The following is a 22,005-nucleotide window of genomic DNA, read 5'->3' as shown; positions in this document are numbered from 1 at the left end:
CCCTCGGCTCCCCCGGTGACGCGTCCGTGCGTCACTGCTGGGGAGTTCGGCAAGCCTCGCCCGCCGGTGCACCCGGGCGCAGCGCGCACCCCCCGATCGGATGAGCCGACGGGGCCGCCGTCACTCAGCGACAGGCGGAGGTGCCGTCGGCGGCGGGCCGAGGGGCGAGCCCAGCAGGTCCTTGCGCACCTGCAGCAGGTACAGCCAGATCAGCACGAAGACGCCACCCACGAGCCACATGGCCGAGCTGAACAGCCCGGTCAGCAGCAAGGGGACCTGCAGCACGCTGCCGATGAGCAGACCCTGCGGCCGGCGCTGCACCCCGCTGGCCAGGATCAGCAGCACCGCCAGCACGATCAGGTAGACCAGCCGGAAGCCGGTCAGCCCGTCGCCGCTCTGCGCGATGCCCCGCGGCACGAACAGGACGGCGATCCCCTCCAGCAGCAGGATCGCCGCCGCCGCGCCGCCCAGCGCCCTCCCGGCGCGCACCGGGTCGGGAGCGGTCACCGCGACTTCCCGCCCAGGAGTGCGCGGGCCTCCCCCGCCGTGATCACGCTCCCGGTGACCAGCACGCCGGACCCGCCGAGGGCGTCGTCCGGGCCGGCCTCGGCCAGCTCGATCGCCGACTCGATGGCCTCGGTGAGCAGCGGGTGCACGCTCACCCGGTCAGCGCCGAAGACGTCGACGGCCAGCGCCCCCAGCTCGTCGGCCGGGATGGCCCGCGGCGAGCTGTTCTGGGTGACGACCAGCTCGGCGCACAGCGGCTCGAGCTCGGCCAGCATGCCGCTGACGTCCTTGCCCTGCACGCACCCCACCACCCCGACCAGCCGGGTGAAGTCGAAGGACTCCCGGACCGCCTCGACCGTGGCCCGCATGCCGGCCGGGTTGTGCGCGGCGTCCACCAGCACGGCCGGGGAGCTGCGCACCCGCTCGAGCCGACCGGGCGACCGGACGGCGGCGAAGGACTCCCGGACGACGTCCTGGGCCACCACGCCGGTGGCCGCGCCGGCGCCGAGGAACGCTTCGACGGCGGCCAGCGCGACCGCCGCGTTCTGCGCCTGGTGGGCGCCGAACAGCGGCAGGTAGACCTCGTCGTACTCCCCGCCCAGGCCCTGCAGCCGCACCTGCTGTCCGCCGACGGCGACCCGGCGCTCCAGCACGCCGAACTCGGTGCCCTCGCGAGCCACCGTGGCGTCGACCTCGATCGCCCGGCGCACCAGCGCCTCCAGTGCACCGGCCGGCTGGTGGGCGAGCACCGCGACGACACCGCCGTCCGGGCGCCCGTCGGGCAGCACCCCGTCCCCGGAGGTCGGCTTGATGATCCCGGCCTTCTCGGTGGCGATCGTGGCGACGTCGGGGCCGAGGTACTCGGCGTGGTCCAGCGAGACCGGGGTGACCACGGCGACCCGGGCGTCGGCGACGTTGGTGGCGTCCCAGGTGCCGCCCATGCCGACCTCGATGACCGCGACGTCGACCGGCGCCTCGGCGAAGGCGGCGTAGGCCATCGCCACCATCACCTCGAAGAACGACATCGGGACGTCGCTGCCCGCGTCGACCATCTGCACGTAGGGCGCGATGTCGTCGAAGACCTCGACGAAGCGCTCGGCGGGCAGCGGCTCACCGTCGAGCACGATCCGCTCGCGGATCGACTCCAGGTGCGGGCTGGTGAACCGGCCGACCCGCAGACCGAAGCCGCGCAGCAGCTCGTCGATCATGCGCGCGGTCGTCGTCTTGCCGTTCGTGCCGGTGACCTGGACGACCGGCATCGCCCGGTGCGGCGAACCGAGCAGGTCGACCAGGGCGGAGATGCGGGTGAGGGACGGCTCGAGCCGGCTCTCGGGCCAGCGCGCCAGGAGCGCCTGCTCGACCCGGGCCAGGTCACGGGGAAGGGAGGTGCTCATCGCTCTTAGGATGCCAGTCATGGTTGCCGACACCCGATCCCTGGACAGCACTCCCCCGGGGAGCACCGGCGGCGTACCCGAGAAGCCCTCGATCGACGGGCTGGAGGAGAAGTGGGTGGCCCGCTGGGCCGAGGGCGACACGTACGCCTTCGACCGGGACGCCGCGCTGGCCGCCCCCCGCGCGCAGACCTACGCGATCGACACCCCGCCGCCCACCGCGAGCGGCTCGCTGCACGTGGGCCACGTGTTCAGCTACACCCACACCGACATCGTCGCCCGCTACCAGCGGATGCGCGGCAAGCACGTCTTCTACCCGATGGGCTGGGACGACAACGGCCTGCCGACCGAGCGCCGGGTGCAGAACTACTACGGCGTGCGCTGCGACCCCTCGCTCCCCTACGACGAGGACTTCCAGCCCCCGGAGAAGCCGGGCAAGGACCAGCTGCCGATCTCCCGGCGCAACTTCGTCGAGCTGTGCGAGCGGCTGACCGCCGTCGACGAGGCCGCGTTCGAGGAGCTGTGGCGCCGGGTCGGCCTGTCCGTCGACTGGACCAACGTCTACCGGACGATCTCGGAGTCCTCGCGGGCCACCGCGCAGAAGATGTTCCTGCACAACCTGGCCCGCGGCGAGGCCTACGCCCAGGAGGCGCCGACCCTCTGGGACGTCACCTTCCGCACCGCCGTCGCCCAGGCCGAACTGGAGGACCGGGAGCGCCCCGGCGCCTACCACCGGATCGGCTTCGCCGGGCCGGAGGGCCCGGTGTTCATCGAGACCACCCGCCCCGAGCTGCTGCCCGCCTGCGTCGCCCTGGTCGCCCACCCGGACGACGAGCGGTACCAGCCGCTGTTCGGCAAGACCGTCACCACGCCGCTGTTCGGCGTCGAGGTGCCCGTGGTCGCCCACCGGCTGGCCGAGCCCGACAAGGGCTCCGGCATCGCGATGATCTGCACCTTCGGCGACCTCAACGACGTCACCTGGTGGCGCGAGCTGCAGCTGCCCACCCGCGCGGTCATCGGCTGGGACGGCCGGTTCATCGCCGACCCGCCGGCCGGCGTACCCGCCGACGTCTACGGCGAGCTGGCCGGCAAGACCTCCTTCAGCGCGCAGCAGCGGATCGTCGAGCTGCTGCGCGAGTCCGGCGACCTGGTCGGTGACCCCAAGCCGATCACCCACCCGGTGAAGTTCTTCGAGAAGGGCGAGCGCCCGCTGGAGATCGTCACCACCCGGCAGTGGTACATCCGCAACGGCGGCCGGGACGCCGACCTGCGCGAGGCGCTGCTGCAGCGGGGCCGGGAGATCCAGTGGGTGCCCGAGCACATGCGGCACCGCTACGAGAACTGGGTCGAGGGCCTCAACGGCGACTGGCTGATCAGCCGCCAGCGGTTCTTCGGCGTCCCGTTCCCGGTCTGGTACCGGCTCGACTCCGACGGCGAGCCGGACTACGCGAACCCGATCACCGCGCCGGAGTCGGCGCTGCCGGTCGACCCGTCGTCCGACGTCCCGGAGGGCTTCACCGCCGACCAGCGCGGCGTGCCCGGCGGGTTCATGGCCGACCCCGACGTCATGGACACCTGGGCGACGTCCTCGCTGTCCCCGCAGGTCGCCTCCGGCTGGGAGACCGACCCGGAGCTGTTCGCGCACGTCTTCCCGATGGACCAGCGGCCGCAGGCGCACGACATCATCCGCACCTGGCTGTTCTCCACCGTCGTCCGGGCGCACTTCGAGCACGGCACGGTGCCGTTCACGCACGCCACCATCTCCGGCTTCGTGGTCGACCCCGACCGCAAGAAGATGTCGAAGTCCAAGGGCAACGCGACCACCCCGATCGACGTGCTGGAGCGCTACGGCACCGACGCGGTGCGCTGGCGCGCCGCCGGCGCCCGGCCGGGTGCGGACAGCCCGTTCGACGAGGCGCAGATGAAGGTCGGCCGCCGGCTGGCCATGAAGGTCCTCAACATCGGCAAGTTCGTGCTGGGGCTGGGCGCTTCACCCGACCTGACGGCCGAGGCGGTCACCGAGCCGATCGACCGCGGGCTGCTGGCATCGCTGGCCACCGTCGTCGACGAGGCGACCGCGGCCATGGAGGCCTACAACTACACCCGGGCCCTGGAGGTCACCGAGTCGTTCTTCTGGTCGTTCTGCGACGACTACGTGGAGCTGGTGAAGACCCGGGCCTACGGCACCGGGGACGCCGCCGCCTCCGCCCAGGCCACCCTGGCGCTGGCCCTGTCGGTGCAGCTGCGACTGCTCGCCCCGGTGCTGCCCTTCGTCACCGAGGAGGTCTGGTCCTGGTGGCAGGCCGGCTCGGTGCACCGCGCGCTGTGGCCGACCGCGAGCGAGCTGCCGACCGGTGGCGACCCGGCGGTGGTGACCGCCGCGGCCGAGGTCCTGTCGCTCGTCCGCAAGGCGAAGTCCGACGCGAAGACCTCGATGCGCACCGACGTCGCCAGCACGACGGTGACCGCGCCGGCCGCGCGGTCGGCGGCCGTCGAGGCCGCTCGCGGCGACCTGGTGGACGCCGGCCGGATCGCCGAGCTGACCGTGGTCGCCGAGGAAGGCCCGCTGCGGGTGGACGTCGTCCTCGCCGAGACCCCCGAGGCCTGACCGCCTCACAGAGTTGGCGATGTGCGTCTGGGGCGGGTTCTCGGCTGAGAACCCGCCCCAGGAGCACATCGGTGCGCTGGTGCACAGCCCCGCCCGATGTCGACAGGTCGCCGTCCGCCTGGTCCACCCGGAGGCTGTGACCGCATCGTGGGCCGGTGGCCCATGACCTGCACGCCCTGCTTGGACCCGATGGGGTCGCCCGCGTTGCGGCGTTGAGCCAGCACGTGGACCGGCACACCGTCGGCGAGTGGGTGCGGGCAGGTCGGCTGCTGCGGCCTCATCCCGGGGTCGTCGCCCTGCCCCACAGCCTCGACCGATGGCGGACCCGAGCTCTCGCCGCGGTGCTGGCCACTGGAGGCACGCTGACCCACACCTCTGCACTGACCGTCTGGCGGCTGAGCCCGGAGACGGACCCGGTGCACGTCTCGATCCCGGCCCGCCGACGGGCACCGAGGCGGCCCGGTCTGGTCGTGCACCGCGTTCGCGAGCTGACCACCGACCGCCTCGGACCGTATCCGGTCACCGACCTCCCTCGCTCCCTGGTCGACGCCTGGGGCATGGCGCACGGGACTGCGGGCGCCGCCCGGCTGGTCGAGGTGTCCCGCGGTGCAGTGATCGCGGCTCTGCGCGAACGGCGGGTCCGACCGGCTCAGCTGCGTGCTGAGATGGTCGGTCACCCGGCGCTCCCCGGGCGCGGTGGGCTGAGCGAGCTGATCAGGCTCGTCGAGAACGGCTGCCAGAGTGAGCTGGAGATCTGGGGCGTCCGAGAGGTGCTCCGCGGACCGGGCATGCCGCGGGTCGTGCAGCAGCACCCTGTCGTCCTGCCGTTCGCGACGGTCCACCTCGACGCCGCGGTGCCGGAGCTGAAGATCGCCATCGAGCTGGACGGGGCCGCCTTCCACGGCAGCGCCGAGGCACGAGAGCGGGACACCCGCCGGGACGTCGCACTGGCAGCTCTCGGGTGGGTGGTCCTGCGGTTCAGCTACCGCCGGCTGAGGACGGACCCGGCCGGTTGCCGCGCGGAGGTCATCGCGGTCTGCGCCGCGCGGCGAGCGCTGGTGGCCCCCCGGTGATGTGCCTCTGTGGCGGGTTCCCGAGCAAGAACCCGCCACATACGTACATCGCCCGCCCCGGCGGGGCCGGGACGGGCGATGGGGTGGACCAGGGCGGTCAGGCGCTCTTCTCGCGGGGGGCGCGGGCGGGCTTGCGGGGCACGATCGTGGGGTTGACGTGCTCCAGCACGACGTCCTTGGTGATCACCACGGTGCCGACGTCCTCGCGGCTGGGCACGTCGTACATCACCGACTGGAGCACCTCCTCCATGATCGCCCGGAGGCCACGGGCACCGGTGCCGCGCAGGATGGCCTGGTCGGCGATCGCCTCGAGGGCGTCGTCGGTGAACTCCAGCTCCACCCCGTCGAGCTCGAACAGCCGGCGGTACTGACGCACCAGGGCGTTCTTCGGCTCGGTGAGGATGTTGATCAGGGCCTCACGGTCCAGCTTCTGCACGCTGGTGATGACCGGCAGGCGGCCGATGAACTCGGGGATCATCCCGAACTTCATCAGGTCCTCGGGCATGACCTGGGCGAAGGCGTTGGCCTGCTCGATCTCGGCCTTGCCGCGCACCTCGGCACCGAAGCCGATGCCCTGCTTGCCGGTGCGGGCCTCGATGACCTGGTCCAGCCCGGCGAAGGCGCCACCCACGATGAACAGCACGTTGGTGGTGTCGATCTGGATGAACTCCTGGTGCGGGTGCTTGCGCCCACCCTGCGGCGGCACCGACGCCGTCGTCCCCTCGAGGATCTTCAGCAGCGCCTGCTGCACGCCCTCACCGGAGACGTCCCGGGTGATCGACGGGTTCTCGCTCTTGCGGGCGATCTTGTCGACCTCGTCGATGTAGATGATCCCGGTCTCGGCCCGCTTGACGTCGTAGTCGGCCGCCTGGATGAGCTTGAGGAGGATGTTCTCGACGTCCTCACCGACGTAGCCGGCCTCGGTCAGCGCCGTGGCGTCGGCGATGGCGAAGGGGACGTTCAGCATCCGCGCCAGGGTCTGCGCCAGGTGCGTCTTGCCGCAGCCGGTCGGCCCCATCAGCAGGATGTTGGACTTGGCGAGCTCCACGCCCTCGTCGCGGGTGGCGCGGTCACCACCGGCCTGCACCCGCTTGTAGTGGTTGTAGACGGCGACGGCGAGCGTGCGCTTGGCCTGGTCCTGGCCGATGACGTACTGCTCGAGGAAGTCGTGGATCTCCTTGGGCTTGGGCAGCTCGTCGAACTTCAGGTCCGACGACTCCGAGAGCTCCTCCTCGATGATCTCGTTGCAGAGGTCGATGCACTCATCGCAGATGTAGACCCCGGGGCCAGCGATGAGCTTCTTGACCTGCTTCTGGCTCTTCCCGCAGAAGGAGCACTTGAGCAGGTCGCCGCTCTCACCGATACGTGCCACCTGGCTGACCTCCACCTCGAGTGGGACGACCGTGTCGCCGTCCCCGGTATGTGCGTTCGTGTGCCCTCGTCGACGCCGTCGATGCGTGGCGTCCGTCGTCCCTGCGGTGCTGACCGGGGATCGGGTGTTCGCCGAACCTACCCGGCTGGTCCGACCTTCTGGGGCAGGAACTCACCCGGGTCGCCCGGCCCGCAACACCCGTCTCGGCACTCCCCCGTGACCCGGCGGAGACGCTGGCGCGGGCCGCCTGGACGGGTTGGGAGAACGGTACGGGCCGGGGGCGCGACACGCGCGCCCTCGACCCGTACCGGGCCCTGCCTCCCGTGGTGCACCCCGGCCCGAGGAGGGCCGGGGACCACTCAGCCGGCCAGGTCGGGCAGCGCGTTGAGCTTGCGGCTGGTGACCACCTGGTCGACGATCCCGTAGTCCTTGGCCTGCTCGGCCGTGAGGATCTTGTCGCGGTCGATGTCCTTGCGGACCTGCTCCTGGGTCTGGCCGGTGTGCCGGGCCAGGATGTACTCCATCTGGGTGCGCACGCGCTCGATCTCGTTCGCGTGGATCTCCAGGTCGGTCACCTGACCGCCGGCCTCGCCGGAGGGCTGGTGGATGAGGACCCGGGAGTAGGGCAGCGCCAGGCGCTTGCCCTTGGTGCCGGCCGCGAGCAGGACGGCGGCAGCGGACGCGGCCTGGCCCATGCACACGGTCTGGATGTCGGGCCGGACGAACATCATCGTGTCGTAGATCGCCGTCAGCGCGGTGAACGAGCCACCGGGTGAGTTGATGTACATGGTGATGTCGCGGTCGGGGTCGTTGGACTCCAGCGTGATGAGCTGGGCCATCACGTCGTTGGCCGAGGCGTCGTCGACCTGCACCCCGAGGAAGATGATGCGCTCCTCGAAGAGCTTGTTGTACGGGTTGGACTCCTTCATGCCGTAGCTGGTGCGCTCGACGAAGGAGGGGAGGATGTACCGGCTCTGCGGCATCTGGAAGTCAGCCATGGTCACTTCTCCGGTCCGTCGGTGACCGGGTTGTCGGTCTGGGTCATGGTGTCGGCGCGGGTCACCACGTGGTCGACGAAGCCGTACTCGAGGGCCTCCTGCGCGGTGAACCAGCGGTCGCGGTCGGAGTCCTTCTCGATCTGCTCGACCGTCTGCCCGGTGAACTGGGCCTGCAGCTCGTTGAGCTGCTTCTTGGTGCTGCGGAAGAGCTCGGCCTGGATGGCGATGTCCGAGGCGGTGCCGCCGACGCCGGCCGAGGGCTGGTGCATCAGGATCCGGGTGTGCGGCAGTGAGTAGCGCTTGCCCTTGGTCCCGGCCGTCAGCAGGAACTGGCCCATGGAGGCGGCCAGGCCCATCGCGTAGGTGGCGACGTCGCAGTCGATGAACTGCATCGTGTCGAAGATCGCCATGCCGGCGGTCACCGAGCCACCGGGCGAGTTGATGTAGAGGTGGATGTCCCGGCTGGGGTCCTCCGCCGAGAGCAGCAGCATCTGGGCGGCGAGCTGGTTGGCGATCACGTCGTCGACCTGGGTGCCGAGGAAGATGATCCGCTCACGCAGCAGACGCTCGTAGACGGAGTCGTTCAGGTTCATCATCGACCCACCGGCGCGCATCAGCGGCGCGCTCGGCGTGATCAGGTCTGGGTTGCTCACGGGTGCGGTGACCTCCGTAGGACTGCAGTGCAGTCGGTCTCGTGGAACGGGTTGGCCGGTGGTCGGGGCGACCGGTGACGCCGCGGACGCCTGCTCGGTGCCGGTCGTCGGTGCGGCCCCAGGCGATCGCCCCACAGTGATCGCCTGAGTGTCATGTCGACCCTAACGCGGACCCCCGACCGGTTCCTCCCGGTCCGGGCCGGTGTTCGCCCTGGGCGCAGCCCTGGTCGCGGGTGGCCCACGGGCCCGGGAACGACAGCGCCGCCCGCACCAGGTGGGTGCGGGCGGCGCGGTGTGCCGGGGTGGGTCAGGCCTTGTCGGCCGCCGTCTCGGTGTCGGTCTCCTCGACGGCGTCGGCCTCGACGACCTCGGCTGCGTCGGTCTCCTCGACGTCGTCTTCCTCGGCCTCGGCCGAGTCGGCGGCGACGGTGCGCGGGCGCAGCGCCTCCAGGTCGACGACGTTGCCCGACTCGTCGGTGATCGTCGTCTGCTCCAGCAGCTGGGCCAGCGCCTTCGTGCGGCGCACGTCGGCGACGAACTCGGCGATGTTGTTGCCCTGCTGCAGCTGCTGGGCGTACTGCTCCGGGCTCACCCGGTTGCGCTGGGCCTGCGCCATGATCTGCGCCGACAGGTCCTCGTTGTCGACGGTGACCTCGCGGGCGTCGGCGATCGAGTCGAGCACGAACTGGGTCTTGACCGCCTTCTCGACGTTCTCCCGCATCTCGGCGTCGTAGGCCTCGCGGCCGTCGACGTCGGCGGCGGAGAAGTAGGCGTCCCAGTCCATGCCGGCCTGCTGCAGCTCGCGCTCCATGGCCTGGGTGCGCCAGGCGAGCTCCTGCTCGACCAGCTTCTCCGGCACCGGCACCTCGATCACCTCGAGCAGGTGCTCGACCAGCTTGTCGCGGGCCTGCGCGCCCTGCTGCAGGACCTTGGTGCGGGACAGCCGGGTGCGGACGTCCTCGCGCAGCTCGGCGAGGGTGTCGAACTCGCTGGCGATCGAGGCGAACTCGTCGTCCAGCTCCGGCAGCTCCTTGGCCTTGACCGAGCGGACCGTGACGGTCACCTCGGCCATCTGACCGGCCTGGTCGCCGGCGAGCAGCTCGGTCGAGAAGGTGGCGCTCTCGTCGGCGGACAGCCCGCGGAGGGCCTCGTCCAGCCCGTTCATCAGGTTGCCGGCGCCGACCTCGTAGGACATGCCGGTGGTGCTGCCGTCCTCGAGGACCTCGCCGTCCAGCGTGGCGGCCAGGTCGATGGAGACGTAGTCGCCGTCCTCGGCGGCCCGGTCGACGCCCGCGAGGGTGGCGAACCGCTCGCGCATCACGGAGATCTGCTGGTCGATCTCCTCGTCGGTGACCTCGACGTCGTCGACGGTCACCGCGAGAGAGTCCAGCGGGGGCAGCTCGAGGGCCGGGGCGACGTCGACCTCGGCGGTGAAGGCGAGGGCCTCGCCGTCGTCGAGGCGGGTGACCTCGACGTCGGGCTGGCTGATCACGCGGACCTGGTTCTCCCGGATCGCCTCGGAGTAGACCTCCGGGACGGCGTGCTGGACGACCTGCTCCAGCACGACCGGGCGGCCGATCCGCTGGTCGAGCACGCGGTTGGGGACCTTGCCGGGGCGGAAGCCGGGAACGCGCACCTGGCGGCCGAGCTCCTTGTAGACCTCACCGAAGGCGTGGTCCAGGTCGCTCCACGGCACCTCGATCGCGAGCCGGACCCGGGTCGGGCCCAGGTTCTCGATGGTGCTCTTCACAGCGGCGTGCTCCTCAGGTGCGACGGGGTTGGACGCGGCCTCCGTGGGGACGGCGGCCGCTCGTGCCCGCGAGTCTTCCAGACCTCGCGGCAGTGTCGGGGTGACAGGATTTGAACCTGCGGCCCCCTGCTCCCAAAGCAGGTGCGCTACCAAGCTGCGCTACACCCCGTGGCCAGGGCGAGTCTAGGCCGACGGCCTGCGGACGCCGCCGCGAGGGCACGGGATAGGCTGGCGCGGTAAGCATGCGGGTGTAGCTCAATGGTAGAGCCCCAGCCTTCCAAGCTGGCCATGCCGGTTCGATCCCGGTCACCCGCTCTCACCGCCCGACGCCGCCGGCCTGCTCAGCGACGGGCCAGTGCGTCCAGCTCGCGCACCAGCCAATCGGCGACGCGGGCGTTCCACGCGGCGTTCCCGGCCACCGCCGTCCCCCGGGGCACCGCCTCCACCACCATGACCAGCGCCAGGTGCGCCCGGTACAGGTGCAGCCGGTGACGCGTCGCCTCGTCGAGCACGACCGGACCACCGCCGTCGGCGTAGCCGGCCAGGAAGTCGCGGTCCCCGGCAATGTCGCCGAGCAGGGCCAGGGAGACGAAGTCGGCGGCCGGATCGGCCCACAGCGCGCGCTCGTGGTCGATGAGCCCGGTGACGACCGGTTGGGGGCGGTCCAGGTCGACGAAGACGTTGCCGTCCCAGAGGTCGAAGTGGACGAGCACCGGCGTGGTCACCGCACCCAACGAGGCATCGGCTGCCGCGTGCAGCCGCTCCCCGATCTCCGCCGCCGGTCTCGGCAGGTCGACGGCGTACCGCGCGGCGTCGGCCAGCAGCGCGTCGACGACCTGCTGGTAGGCGCCGGTCCAGGTCGGCGCGCTCAGCTCTGCGCGGCCGGGGTACCCGAAGGGCCCGTCGCCGGTCACCGAGTGCATGGCGGCGACGTGCCGGCCGACCTGTCGGCGCAGCGTGGCGCGCTGCCGGCCGTCGATCCGCTCCGCCTGCGACGACCAGGACGCGCCGGGCAGCAGGGAGGTGAGCAGGTACTCGCGCCCCTGCGCGCTGACACCGGCAGCGACCAGTTCGGGCAACGGGGCGGAGGTGCGTTCGGCGAAGGCCCGCAGGCAGTCGGCCTCGGTGCTCAGCAGGTGCCGCTCGTAGGTGAGCAGCGGCGTCCCCGGCGGGGGCGCGACCTTGAGGACCAGCTCACGACCGTCGGCCAGGGTGAGCGCGTACGCCGAGTTGAACGTGCCCTCGGTCAGCTCCCGCGCACCCCGGACGACCGCCTCCGGCCCGAGCGCCTCGCGGACGACGTCGGCGGTCTCGACCGGCGAGAGCGGTCGCTTCACCGCCGTCGGGGACGGCAGACCGGACTCACCGCCCGGCCGGTGCCGGGTTCCTCGGCAGGCCGAACAGCTCGAACAGCCGGGGGCCGAGGAACGCCGTCATCCGTACGACCAGGCCGCCGCGGAACTCCACGGCGTGCACCGCCCACGGCTCGAACGACCCGCCCGGCCCGCTGGGCCGCCACTGGGCGAAGCCCGGGTTGCCGTTGAGCTCCAGCGGGACCACGTGCGAGCCCCGGCAGCCGTGCCCGGGGCCGGTGAACCAGGTGGCGATGTCGGCCGAGCCGCGCAGCCACATGGCGTAGGGCGGCATGTCCATCACCGCGTCCTCGTGCAGCAGCGCCACCAGCGCCTCGATGTCGTAGCGGCCGAAGGCGTCCAGGTAGCGGTCGAGCAGGTCGGTGTCGGTCGCCGCGACGTCCCGGGCAGGGGCGGCGCCGGTGCCCTGGTGCGCGGCGAGCGTGGCCCGGGCCCGCTGCAGCGCGCTGTTGGCCGCCGGGACGGACGTCTCGAGCAGCGTCGCCACCTCGTCGGCCTTCCAGCGGAGCACGTCACGCAGGACCAGCACCGCACGTTGCCGGGGCGGGAGCAGCTGCAGCGCGGCGATGAAGGCCAGCCGCACCGACTCCTTCTGCACGGCCAGGTCGGCCGGGTCGCTGCCCACCGGCAGCACCGCGCGGTCCAGCGCGGGCTCGACCCAGGCCCCGTCGGGCAGCACCCCGGCCAACGACTCGACCACCGGCGCGCTGGGCTCACCACCGGACAGGTCGACCGGCAGGGCCCGGCGCTTGCGACCGTCCAGGGCGTCCAGGCAGACGTTGGTGGCGATGCGGTACAGCCACGAGCGCAGCGCACCGGCGCCCTGCAGTCGGTCGAGGGAGCGCCAGGCACGGATCATCGTCTCCTGGACGGCGTCCTCGGCGTCGAAGGAGGAGCCCAGCATCCGGTAGCAGTAGCCGGTCAGCTCCCGGCGGTGCTCGGCCAGCCGTGGCTCCAGGTCGGCGGCGCTGCCTGCCCCGGGCCGTTCGGTCATCACACCGGTCATCACGTGGCTCCCGCCTCGTCCGCCGCCCTGCCCGTCGCCTCGGTCGAGGCGCCCTCCGACGTCGGGAGCGATCCTGCCGGAGGGGTCCGACAGAACCAAGGAGTCCGGCTACTGGTAGGTGACCAGTTCCGGCGTCGGGTGCACCTGCTCGATCGTCTGCTGCGGGGTGAGCATCGGGACGTCCTCGTCGATGAAGTTCTTCCAGCCCCAGTACAGCGGCGCCGGGGCGTTCCGGTGGAGCACCTCCCAGGTGTCCTGCTTGGCCGGCTGCGAGCCCTGCCCGTCGACGTGCACCAGGATCGCCAGCTCATCGCGGGAGGTGTCCAGCCGCTCCCGGTCGGTGATCATCCGCACCTGGAACTGGTGCAGCACCAGCAGCTTCTGCGGCAGGGCGTTCGCCCGGGTGAGGTCGGCCAGCCAGGTGACGACCTGGTTGACCTCGTCGATGCCCACCTGGCCGATCTGGACCAGGTGCACCCCGTTCGGGCCCAGCCGCCACTCCGGGTCCAGCGCCAGGCCGACGTAGGGCAGCTCCAGCAGCGGCTGGTACTGCTTCGCCTGGGTGAGGAAGTCGGTGCGGCCGGGCTGCAGGTCGAGCACCACGTACATCCCGGCGGCACCGGCACCCTCGACCCACGGTCGCAGCGTCTCGACGTCCTGCTCCGCCGAGTAGTTGCCGTCCGGCCCGGCGCTGGAGGACGCGACGGTGGCGATGATCTCGAAGGTCGGGACGACGGTGGTGTCGACCAGCGGCTGGTACTCGCCGGCGTACTGCTGGGCCCGGGTGATCGCGCCGGGCAGGTCCTGCTCGCCGAGCAGGCCCAGCGCCCCGCTGCCGGGGATGCCGTACAGGGCGATCAGCGTGTGCTGCGGGAAGAGCAGCTGGCCACCGCCGGGCAGCTGGGCGCCCGAGGCCGCGGTGTCCAGCTTCCAGTCGATCCCCTCGGCGCCGGCCAGGTCGGCCCCGAGCACGACCACGGTCGGCTCCTCGGCCAGCCGCTCGACGACCTCGGCGGAGCCGCGGGGGTCGGCGACCGCGCCGGTCAGCAGCACCTCGGCGCCGGCTGCCCGGGCCGTGGCGACCCCGGCCACCGACCGCGGGTCCCCGCTGGCCAGCACGAGCACGTCGGTCAGCGGTTCAGGTCGGCCCAGGCCGGGCAGCTCGCCGTCGGGCTCTGCCGCCGACGAGGAGGCAGCCGCGGAGCCCGACGGGGAGGCCGATGGCGAGCCGGACGGGGAGGCCGGGTCGGCGGCGGCCGGCTCCGCCCGCAGGGCCGGCAGCGAGTCGGGCGCCAGCTCGGCCACGGCGGCCGCGCGGTCGGCCTCCGGCACACCTCGCCCGTCGTCGAGGTCCAGGCCGGTCGCCTGCTCCACCGCGCCCGGGTCGGCGGGCACCGTCACGACGTCGACGTCGACGTCGTCGGGCAGCAGGCCGCCGGCCCCCTCTCCCACGGCGAGCACGGTCTCCACCCCGAGCCGGTCGAGCTCGGCACCCAGCTGGTCGTCGCCCTCCCCGCCACCCAGCAGCATCGGCACGCCGAGGCCCACGGCGGAGACGGCGCCGAGCAGCTCGTCGCCGGTCTCCCCGGCCTCGGTGACCACTGCCACCGGGGAGCTGCGGAAGAGCGCCCGGCTGGTGGAGACGGCGGCGGCCACCGGGTCCTCGTCGGCGACCAGCGTGCGCTCGGCGTCCGGTGCCACCGTGACCGCCGCCGGTGCGTCGTCCGACGCCTGGCCCGCGGGCTCGTCGGAGCGGTCCTCGCTGGTGCACCCGGCCAGCAGGACCAGGGCCAGGGCGGCGGACGGGACGGCGGCGGCGGGGCGCATGGCCTTCTTCCTGTGGCCGCGGCACCGGGGAACCGGGGTCCCCGACTGCGGGCGGGCACGAATGCGGTCGACAGTCCCCCGAGCCTAGAGCCCCACGCCGGGCCCAGGGGGTGACGGTGCTGGACTGCGGATCGGGCGGCCGGGATCATCGCCGCCGACATGGACACGGACAGGTCGGGCCAGCCCGAAGGCACAGCGGCCAGCCTGCGGGCTCGGCGCGTGCCCGGAGGCCGGCCAGGCTGGTCGGCGTGATCACCGACACCGCCGTGCTCCCGGCCGGGGACCTCGGCCGGCTCCCCCGTCGCGGCTGGTTGCGGCAGCTCGGCGTCGACACCGGCTACGTGCTGCTGGGCTTCCCGCTCTCGCTCCTGGCCTTCGTGCTCGTGGTCACCGGGCTGGCGGTCGGTGTGGGCCTGGTGGTGATCTGGGTGGGCGTGCCGCTGCTGGTCGGCACGCTGTACACCGCCCGCGGGTTCGCCTCTCTGGAGCGCAGCCGGCTGCCGGCGGTGCTGCGGCGGGCCGTGCCGACGCCGGGCTACCGCATCGCCGCTCCGGGGGCGTCCGCGCTCCGTCGGCTGGTCACGCCGCTACGGGACGCCCAGTGCTGGCTGGACGTGCTGCACGCGCTGCTGCACATGACCGTGGCCGTCCCCGCGTTCGTCGTCGCGGTCGTGTGGTGGTCGATCAGCCTGGCCGGGCTGTCGTCGGTCGCCTGGGACTGGGCGATCCCCTACGGCGGGGCCGAGGAGCCGGAGAACCACACGCTCCCCGAGGTCCTCGGGATGGCCGACACCGGCACGAACCGGGTGCTGCTCTACACGGCGATCGGCGTGCTCTTCGCGCTCACCCTGCCGGCCGTCGTCCGGGGCGCTGCGCTGGCCCAGGCCCAGTTGGGCCGCGGCCTGCTGACCTGGCGGGGCGAGGCGCAGGCGGAGATCGGCCGGCTGGCCGAGGGCCGGGACGCGGCGGTCGCCGCCGAGGCGGTGGCGCTGCGCCGGCTCGAGCGGGACATCCACGACGGCCCCCAGCAGCGCCTGGTGCGGCTGAGCATGGACCTGCACCGGGCCGAGCGGATGCTGGAGCGCGACCCCGCCGGTGCCCGGACCACCCTGCGGGAGGCGGCGGAGCAGACCCGGGAGACGCTGGAGGAGCTCCGGGCACTGTCCCGGGGCATCGCCCCACCGGTGCTCGCCGACCGCGGGCTGGCCGCGGCGCTCGTCGCCGTCGCCGCCCGCTCCCCCGTACCGGTCGAGCTCGCCGTCGACCTCGAGCCCGGGCAGCGGCTCGCCCCGGCCGTGGAGAACTCCGCTTACTTCCTGGTCAGCGAGGCGCTGGCCAACGCCGCCAAGCACAGCGAGGCCACCGTCGCCCGGGTGACCGTGTCCTGCCAGGCCGGCCGGCTGCGCGTCGAGGTCGAGGACGACGGCCGCGGTGGGGCCGTCCTCGCGCCCGGTCACGGGCTGGCCGGGCTGGCCGACCGGCTGCGCGCGGTGGACGGCGTCCTCGCCGTCGACAGCCCCCGCGGCGGACCCACCCGGCTGATCGGAGACCTCCCGTGTCCATGACCACCCGCCCCACGACCACCCCCCGCCGCGTCGTCCTGGCCGAGGACTCGGTGCTGCTGCGCGAGGGTCTGGTCCGGCTGCTCGGGGAGGCCGGCGCCGAGGTCGTCGCCGCCGTCGCCGACGGGCCGAGCCTGGTGCGCGCCGTCGTCGAGCACCGGCCCGACGTCGCCGTCGTCGACGTCCGGATGCCGCCGACGCACACCGACGAGGGGCTGCGAGCCGCTGTGGAGGCCCGCCGGCTCGTCCCGTCGACGGCGGTGCTGGTGCTCAGCCAGTACGTCGAGGTCGCCTACGCCGACGAGCTGCTCGCCGACGGCGCGGGCGGGGTCGGCTACCTGCTCAAGGACCGGGTCGCCCAGGTCGAGCAGTTCCTCACCGCGCTGGACGACGTCGTCTCCGGCGGCACCGTCCTCGACCCGCAGGTGGTCTCCCAGCTGTTCGCCCGCCGCCGGCGCGACGACCCGGTGCAGTCGCTGTCGCCGCGGGAGCGCGAGGTGCTGGGGCTGATCGCCGAGGGGCACTCCAACGCCGCGATCGCCCGCCGGCTGGTGGTCACCCAGGGCGCGGTGGAGAAGCACACCCAGCACATCTTCGCCAAGCTCGGCCTGACGCAGGACGATGACCAGCACCGCCGGGTGATGGCGACCCTGGCCTATCTGCGCAGCTGATCGCCGGGCTCATCCCGGCGGCGGGACGCCATCCGCGTCGAAGGTCGCACGCAACCGGGCCGGTGCGCGCAGCCGCCACGCCTCGGTGAGCAGCTCGGCCAGCTCCCCTCGTTCGATCGCCGCGAGCTGGACGACGACCATGCTGCTGCTCCGGTAGTGGTGCGGCACCGAGAAGACCTCGGGGCGCTCGGCGGTCAGCTCGGCGTTCTCGCCGGGCGCCAGCCGGATGGCCACCCACTCCTCCGCCGGCGGCATCGAGGCGAACACCTCGTCGCGCACCCGCAGGCACGCCATGTCCCAGGCCGGGCGCTCGGTGGCCTCGGGCAGGGCCAGGGCGATCGCCCGGACGTCGTCGGCGGTGGCTGCCATGGCGGCAGGGTGCCACCGGCCACCGACAGGACGCGCCCCGTCGAGCCGACCGGCGAACCGCGGGTCGGGCCAGCCCGACCTCGATCGGGGGGCCAGCGGCAACGACATGATCACCTCGGCCCGAGAGGCTCGGCGCAGTGACGCCGCGACCGCGGCTCCCGAGCCGGAAGGCCTCCACCGTGAGCGTGCCCGTGATGACCGCCCTGCCCGACACTGCGCCACCTCCCGCACGGGACGGGCTGGCCGTCCGGGTGGCCCGGTGGAGCGCCACCCACCGCTGGACCGTGGTCGGCCTCTGGGTGCTGGCCGTCGCGCTGGCCGTGGTCATCGGCGGTGCGACCGGCACGAAGACGCTGACCGGGGCGCAGAGCGGCAGCGGCGAGTCCGGCCGCGCCGACGTCGTCCTGGACCGGGCCGGGTTCCCCGACCCACCGGTGGAGCAGGTGCTGGTGCAGAGCCGGGACGGCGCGGCGCTGGGCTCGCAGGGCGAGGCCGCCGCGGCCGACGTCGCGGCCGCGGTGCGCGGGCTGGACGGCGTGGCGGACGTCGGTGCGCCGGTGCCCTCGGCCGACGGGACGGCGCTGCTGGTCCCGGTCACCCTCGACGTCGGCGACCTGACCGGCTCAGCCGCCGACGACGCCGCCGAGGCGGCCGTCCTGCCGGTGCTCGACGCCGTGGCCGGCGTGCAGGCCGACCACCCGGACCTGCGGGTCGTGCAGTCCGGTGGCAGCTCGCTGGACGCGGTGGTGGGCGAGCAGCTGGAGGAGGACTTCCTGCGCGCCGAGCTGCTCAGCCTCCCGGTGACCCTCGTCGTCCTGCTGGTGGCCTTCGGCGCGCTGTTCGCCGCGGGCGTGCCCCTGCTGCTCGGTCTCACCGCCGTGGGCGGCGCGCTCGGCCTGGTCGCGCTGGTGTCCCAGCTGACCCCGGTCGACGCCAGCACCTCCAGCGTCGTGCTGCTGATCGGCATGGCCGTGGGCGTGGACTACGCGCTGTTCTACGTGCGCCGGGCCCGGGAGGAGCGGCGGCACGGCGCGCCCACCGCGCTCTCCGTGGAGCTGGCCGCGGCCACCTCCGGGCGGGCGGTGCTGACCTCCGGCATCGCCGTCGCCGTCGCGATGGCGGGCATGTACCTGGCCGGCAGCCCGGTGTTCACCTCCTTCGCCACCGGCACGATCCTGGTCGTGCTGGTGTCGGTGGTCGGCTCCCTCACCGTGCTGCCGGCGACGCTCGCCCTGCTCGGGCGGGGCATCGAGCGGCCGCGGGTCCCGCTGCTGGGCCGGCTGGTGGGCCGCTCGGACGACAGCCGGGTGTGGACCGCCGTCGTCCGCCGGGTGGTGGCCCGCCCGGGTGTCTCGCTGGTCGTGGGCACCGGCGTGCTGCTCGCGATGGCCGCACCGGCCCTGGGCATGCAGACCGCCAACCCCGGCATCGACGCACTCTCCCGGGACAGCGAGGTGGTGCGCGCCCACGACGCGATCGCGGCGGCCTACCCCCAGGAGGGCAGCACCGACCAGGTGGTCGTGTGGCGCGCCGACGGCGGCCGGCTGGGCGCTGCCGCCGTTCGGGACGCCGCCGCCGACCTGGTCGACCGGCTGCCGGACCCCTCGGCCGCCGGCGAGGTCGAGCTGAGCCCGGACGGCACCGTCGCCCGGTTGTCCGTCGCCGGCACCGGTGCGGCCGGCAGCGCCGAGGCGAAGGCGGCGCTGGCCGAGCTGCGGCAGGACGTCGTGCCGGCCACCCTGGGTTCGGTGCCCGGCGCGAGCACCGCGGTCACCGGGGCCACCGCCGGCGACGTCGACTTCGGCGCGACCATGTCGCAGCGGCTGCCGATCGTCATCGGTTTCGTGCTGGCGCTCACCGTCGTCGTGCTCACCGTGGCCTTCCGGTCGCTGATGGTGGCGCTGATCGCCGCCGTGCTCACCCTGCTGTCGGTGGGCGCCGCCTACGGCGTGCTGGTGCTGGTGTTCCAGTCCACCTGGGCCGAGGCCCTGCTCGGCTTCACCTCGACCGGGTCGATCGTCTCCTGGATCCCGCTGTTCCTGTTCGTCGTCCTCTTCGGGCTGTCGATGGACTACCACGTGTTCGTGGTCTCCCGGGTCCGGGAGGCGGCGCAGGCGGGCATCCCGCTGCCGCTGGCGGTCACCACCGGGGTGTCCCGGTCCGCCGGCGTGGTGACCAGCGCCGCGGTGGTGATGGTGGCGGTGTTCAGCATCTTCGCGACGCTGTCGATGCTGGAGTTCAAGCAGCTGGGGGTCGGCCTGGCGGTCGCCGTCCTGGTCGACGCCACGCTGGTGCGCGGGGTGCTGCTGCCGGCCACCATGGCCGCGCTGGGCGAGCGGACCTGGTGGCTGCCGCGGTGGCTGCGCTGGCTGCCGGCCGCGGCGCACTGACCGGCCCGTGGAACTGGTTGGCGGATCGTCACCCCTGCCCGGTAGACACCACCCGTGACCGATCTCGCTGACCAGCTCCGCCCGATCACCGCCGAGGAGTGGCCGCGGTTCGTGCGCGCCATGCGCACCACCTTCGGCCACGACCACACCGGCCCGTACATGGACTCCCCGTCGCCGGTCGCCGAGCTGGACCGCTCGCTGGCCCTCTTCGACGGCGAGCGGGTGGCCGCCACCTCCGGGATCTACAGCCTGGAGATGTCCGTGCCCGGCGCCGTGGTGCCCACCGCCGGCGTCACCTGGGTCACCGTCTCCCCCACCCACCGGCGCCGCGGGGTGCTGACGGAGATCATGCGACGGCAGCTCACCGAGGTGCACGAGGCGGGGCGGGAGCCGGTCGCTGCCCTGTGGGCCGCGGAGTGGCCGATCTACGGCCGGTTCGGTTACGCCCCGGTCGCCTGGCGGGGTGGCTGGACCGGGCAGACCGAGCGGCTGCGGCTGCGGCCGGACGTCGACTGCGGCACCGGCACCGTGCGGCTGGTCGACGTCGAGGAGTTCCGCCCGGCGGCCGCTGCGTTGCACGAGCAGGTGCGCCGGTCCGTGCCGGGCAACATGGCCCGCGACGAGCGGTGGTGGGAGCGGCGGCTGCAGGAGTCCCCTGAGCTCGCCGCGGGTGGTCCGCCGCGCCAGCTGGCGCTGCACACCGAGGCCGACGGCCGGGTCACCGGGTACGCGACCTACCGGCCGCGGGCGTCCTGGACCGAGTCGAGCGAGCCCGAGGGCACGCTGACCGTGGAGGAGGTCCGGGCCAGCACCCCGGCCGGCTACGCCGCCCTGTGGCGCTACCTGCTCGGGCACGACCTGATGCGCACGATCGAGTACCCGCACGGCCCCGCCGAGGACCCGCTGGCGCACCTGCTGGTCGACGGGCGGGCCTGGCACGCCCGCCCGGTCGACGCGCTCTGGGTCCGGCTGGTCGACGTGGGTGCCGCGCTCTCGGCCCGTCGGTACCCGGCCCCGCTGGACATGGTGTTCGAGGTGCGCGATCGGTTCTGTCCCTGGAACGACGGGCGCTGGCACGTCTGGGGCCACCCGGCCGGTGCTTACAGTGACCGTACCGACCGCGACCCGGACCTGGTCCTGGACGTGGAGGCACTGGCGGCGGCCTACCTGGGCGGCGTCTCGCTGGCCGCGTTGCAGGCGGCCGGCCGGGTGACCGAGATCAGCCCCGGCGCGGTCACCCAGGCGTCGACGGCCTTCGGCTGGCCGGTCGCGCCGTGGTGCCCCGACCAGTTCTAGGCGGACCCAGCTGCCCCCACCACTCGTAGGCTCGGCGGGAGCCTGCAGCGGGGCCGTTCCAGCACGTCAGGTGGGCTGGGTGCCGTCCCACTCCGACAGCGGGGCGCAGTGCCAGCGCCAGGAGGTGACCGGCTCGCGGCCGGGCAGCTCACCCCGGCCGGTGGCCCACAGCAGCGCCGTCCACGGGTCGGCCTCTGCCGGGGCCCACGGGAACAGCCGGGCTCGGACGGCGTCGCCGACCCGGGACGGCGGGGTCCAGTCCAGCCCGCGGTCGGTGGCCACGTCCCCGGCGTGCAGCAGCAGCTCGGCGCAGCCCATCCCGGCGAAGCCCGAGGCGTCGGCCAGCCCCCAGTCGTGGAAGCCCCGCTCGTCCGGGCCGGCGGCGTCGACCACCCGCGCCAGCACCTCGGTGGCGGCACGCAGCTGGGTGAGGACGTCGGCCAGCTCGGCGTCCGGCCGGCGCACCAGGTCGAAGGCCGTGGCCTCGTCGGTGCCGGCCACCAGGTCGCTGGCGTACCAGGTCAGGCACGAGGTGATGTGCGTGGCGACGCCGATGACGTCGGTGCCCAGGGTCGGCACCGCCGCGGCGCCGTCGGGCACCCGGGCCAGCAGCTCCTGGACGGCGAGGCCAGCGACGCGCAGGTCGTCCCCGGTCACCGGGCGCTCGTCACGGGGTGCGGGTGGGCAGCCCGCCGGCCGGGCGGTGCCGGTCGCGCTCGTAGTCGGCGAGCAGGGCGATGCGACGGGCGTGCCGCTCCTCGCCGCTGAACGGCTCGCGCAGGTAGGTCAGGACCAGCGCGGTGGCCTCCTCGACGCTGTGCTGCCGGTTGCCCACCGCGGCGACGTTGGCGTCGTTGTGCTGACGGGCCAGCTTCGCGGTGCTCTCGTTCCAGATCAGCGCGGCGCGCACGCCGGGCACCTTGTTCGCCGCGATCTGCTCGCCGTTGCCGGAGCCGCCGATGACGATGCCCAGACTGCCCGGCTCGGTCACCACCCGCTCGCCCACCTCGAAGCAGAACGGCGGGTAGTCGTCCTGGGGGTCGTAGTCGAAGGCGCCGCAGTCGACGGGCTCGAAGCCCTCGTCGGCGAGCACCTGCATCAGGTGGGACTTCAGTTCGAGACCGGCGTGGTCGGTACCGAGGAAGACGCGCATGGGGCG

General features: G+C 73.4%; 18 protein-coding genes and 2 tRNA genes. 7 read left to right on the top strand and 13 right to left on the bottom strand.

Annotated features, from left to right (window positions below; genetic code table 11):
• Window positions 1–120: 120 nt before the first annotated feature.
• Together HLA93_RS05250 and HLA93_RS05245 are read right to left on the bottom strand one after the other, a co-directional pair.
• A complete protein-coding gene (locus HLA93_RS05250) occupies window positions 121–507 on the bottom strand; it encodes a DUF4233 domain-containing protein (protein WP_222193232.1) in 387 nt (128 codons plus the stop codon).
• The gene (locus HLA93_RS05245) at window positions 504–1,901 is read right to left on the bottom strand and encodes a bifunctional folylpolyglutamate synthase/dihydrofolate synthase (RefSeq protein ID WP_222193231.1); all 1,398 of its coding nucleotides are present in this window, start codon (window positions 1,899–1,901) and stop codon (window positions 504–506) included. Before HLA93_RS05245 ends, HLA93_RS05250 begins: the two co-directional genes overlap by 4 nt.
• Before the next feature lie 19 nt (window positions 1,902–1,920).
• On the opposite strand from HLA93_RS05245, the gene valS reads away from it, so the two are divergent.
• Window positions 1,921–4,506: a valine--tRNA ligase gene (gene valS / locus HLA93_RS05240; protein ID WP_222193230.1), complete on the top strand. Its 2,586-nt coding sequence runs from the start codon at window positions 1,921–1,923 to the stop codon at window positions 4,504–4,506.
• 155 nt (window positions 4,507–4,661) lie between these two features.
• A complete protein-coding gene (locus HLA93_RS21965) occupies window positions 4,662–5,579 on the top strand; it encodes a DUF559 domain-containing protein (RefSeq protein ID WP_222193229.1) in 918 nt (305 codons plus the stop codon).
• 97 nt (window positions 5,580–5,676) lie between these two features.
• On the opposite strand, the gene clpX is transcribed toward HLA93_RS21965, so the two are convergent.
• The 5 genes from clpX to HLA93_RS05210 form a co-directional block, all read right to left on the bottom strand.
• Window positions 5,677–6,951: an ATP-dependent Clp protease ATP-binding subunit ClpX gene (clpX, locus tag HLA93_RS05230; RefSeq protein WP_222193228.1), complete on the bottom strand. Its 1,275-nt coding sequence runs from the start codon at window positions 6,949–6,951 to the stop codon at window positions 5,677–5,679.
• A 359-nt stretch (window positions 6,952–7,310) separates the two neighbouring features.
• Complete coding sequence (locus HLA93_RS05225; protein ID WP_222193227.1) at window positions 7,311–7,949, bottom strand: ATP-dependent Clp protease proteolytic subunit; 639 nt, start codon at window positions 7,947–7,949, stop codon at window positions 7,311–7,313.
• Between the two features lie 2 nt (window positions 7,950–7,951).
• Window positions 7,952–8,602: an ATP-dependent Clp protease proteolytic subunit gene (locus HLA93_RS05220; protein ID WP_439957950.1), complete on the bottom strand. Its 651-nt coding sequence runs from the start codon at window positions 8,600–8,602 to the stop codon at window positions 7,952–7,954.
• A 307-nt stretch (window positions 8,603–8,909) separates the two neighbouring features.
• Entirely contained in the window at window positions 8,910–10,352 is a 1,443-nt protein-coding gene (gene tig, locus HLA93_RS05215; protein ID WP_222193226.1) for a trigger factor, read from the bottom strand.
• A gap of 95 nt (window positions 10,353–10,447) precedes the next feature.
• Window positions 10,448–10,521: transfer RNA gene (locus HLA93_RS05210), tRNA-Pro, on the bottom strand.
• A 75-nt stretch (window positions 10,522–10,596) separates the two neighbouring features.
• Between HLA93_RS05210 and HLA93_RS05205 the strand changes: the two genes are divergently transcribed.
• Window positions 10,597–10,667: transfer RNA gene (locus HLA93_RS05205), tRNA-Gly, on the top strand.
• Between the two features lie 26 nt (window positions 10,668–10,693).
• Here HLA93_RS05205 and HLA93_RS05200 read toward each other — a convergent pair.
• The 3 genes from HLA93_RS05200 to HLA93_RS05190 form a co-directional block, all read right to left on the bottom strand.
• On the bottom strand, window positions 10,694–11,689 hold the full coding sequence (locus HLA93_RS05200) for a phosphotransferase family protein (RefSeq protein WP_222193225.1): 996 nt from the start codon (window positions 11,687–11,689) through the stop codon (window positions 10,694–10,696).
• A gap of 25 nt (window positions 11,690–11,714) precedes the next feature.
• The gene (locus HLA93_RS05195) at window positions 11,715–12,731 is read right to left on the bottom strand and encodes a sigma-70 family RNA polymerase sigma factor (RefSeq protein WP_222193224.1); all 1,017 of its coding nucleotides are present in this window, start codon (window positions 12,729–12,731) and stop codon (window positions 11,715–11,717) included.
• Window positions 12,732–12,839: 108 nt separating this feature from the next.
• Window positions 12,840–14,558, bottom strand: a complete 1,719-nt coding sequence (locus HLA93_RS05190; protein WP_222193223.1) for a hypothetical protein — start codon at window positions 14,556–14,558, stop codon at window positions 12,840–12,842.
• 248 nt (window positions 14,559–14,806) lie between these two features.
• On the opposite strand from HLA93_RS05190, the gene HLA93_RS05185 reads away from it, so the two are divergent.
• Window positions 14,807–16,123, top strand: a complete 1,317-nt coding sequence (locus tag HLA93_RS05185; protein ID WP_308127956.1) for a sensor histidine kinase — start codon at window positions 14,807–14,809, stop codon at window positions 16,121–16,123.
• Entirely contained in the window at window positions 16,120–16,791 is a 672-nt protein-coding gene (locus HLA93_RS05180; RefSeq protein ID WP_222193222.1) for a response regulator, read from the top strand. The genes HLA93_RS05185 and HLA93_RS05180 overlap by 4 nt, the downstream gene beginning before the upstream one ends.
• A 9-nt stretch (window positions 16,792–16,800) precedes the next feature.
• Here the strand turns inward: HLA93_RS05180 and HLA93_RS05175 are convergent, their stop codons facing one another.
• Window positions 16,801–17,160 (bottom strand): MmcQ/YjbR family DNA-binding protein, encoded by a 360-nt coding sequence (locus tag HLA93_RS05175; protein WP_222193221.1) that lies wholly within the window; start codon window positions 17,158–17,160, stop codon window positions 16,801–16,803.
• A gap of 179 nt (window positions 17,161–17,339) precedes the next feature.
• On the opposite strand from HLA93_RS05175, the gene HLA93_RS05170 reads away from it, so the two are divergent.
• Both HLA93_RS05170 and HLA93_RS05165 read left to right on the top strand, forming a co-directional pair.
• Window positions 17,340–19,550 (top strand): MMPL family transporter, encoded by a 2,211-nt coding sequence (locus HLA93_RS05170; protein WP_308127955.1) that lies wholly within the window; start codon window positions 17,340–17,342, stop codon window positions 19,548–19,550.
• 54 nt (window positions 19,551–19,604) lie between these two features.
• Entirely contained in the window at window positions 19,605–20,846 is a 1,242-nt protein-coding gene (locus tag HLA93_RS05165) for a GNAT family N-acetyltransferase (protein WP_222193220.1), read from the top strand.
• A 66-nt stretch (window positions 20,847–20,912) separates the two neighbouring features.
• On the opposite strand, the gene HLA93_RS05160 is transcribed toward HLA93_RS05165, so the two are convergent.
• Both HLA93_RS05160 and HLA93_RS05155 read right to left on the bottom strand, forming a co-directional pair.
• Window positions 20,913–21,503, bottom strand: a complete 591-nt coding sequence (locus tag HLA93_RS05160; protein WP_222193219.1) for a hypothetical protein — start codon at window positions 21,501–21,503, stop codon at window positions 20,913–20,915.
• 10 nt (window positions 21,504–21,513) lie between these two features.
• Window positions 21,514–21,999, bottom strand: a complete 486-nt coding sequence (locus HLA93_RS05155; RefSeq protein WP_222193218.1) for a ribose-5-phosphate isomerase — start codon at window positions 21,997–21,999, stop codon at window positions 21,514–21,516.
• Between the last annotated feature and the right edge of the window lie 6 nt (window positions 22,000–22,005).

The sequence above is a fragment of the Modestobacter italicus genome, from assembly GCF_019799965.1.
In the GTDB taxonomy this organism is placed as follows: Bacteria; Actinomycetota; Actinomycetes; order Mycobacteriales; family Geodermatophilaceae; genus Modestobacter; species Modestobacter italicus_A.
The sequence above is the reverse complement of the archived record's forward strand: the minus strand, read 5'-3'. Positions and strand labels throughout refer to the sequence as shown.

What these genes read in the sequence shown, in the direction of transcription:
- HLA93_RS05245 (WP_222193231.1), bottom strand. Translation starts at nt 1,901, where the DNA reads ATGAGCACCTCCCTTCCCCGTGACCTGGCCCGGGTCGAGCAGGCGCTC.
- valS (WP_222193230.1), top strand. Translation starts at nt 1,921, where the DNA reads ATGGTTGCCGACACCCGATCCCTGGACAGCACTCCCCCGGGGAGCACC.
- HLA93_RS05225 (WP_222193227.1), bottom strand. Translation starts at nt 7,949, where the DNA reads ATGGCTGACTTCCAGATGCCGCAGAGCCGGTACATCCTCCCCTCCTTC.
- HLA93_RS05195 (WP_222193224.1), bottom strand. Translation starts at nt 12,731, where the DNA reads ATGACCGGTGTGATGACCGAACGGCCCGGGGCAGGCAGCGCCGCCGAC.
- HLA93_RS05190 (WP_222193223.1), bottom strand. Translation starts at nt 14,558, where the DNA reads ATGCGCCCCGCCGCCGCCGTCCCGTCCGCCGCCCTGGCCCTGGTCCTG.
- HLA93_RS05180 (WP_222193222.1), top strand. Translation starts at nt 16,120, where the DNA reads ATGACCACCCGCCCCACGACCACCCCCCGCCGCGTCGTCCTGGCCGAG.
- HLA93_RS05175 (WP_222193221.1), bottom strand. Translation starts at nt 17,160, where the DNA reads ATGGCAGCCACCGCCGACGACGTCCGGGCGATCGCCCTGGCCCTGCCC.
- HLA93_RS05155 (WP_222193218.1), bottom strand. Translation starts at nt 21,999, where the DNA reads ATGCGCGTCTTCCTCGGTACCGACCACGCCGGTCTCGAACTGAAGTCC.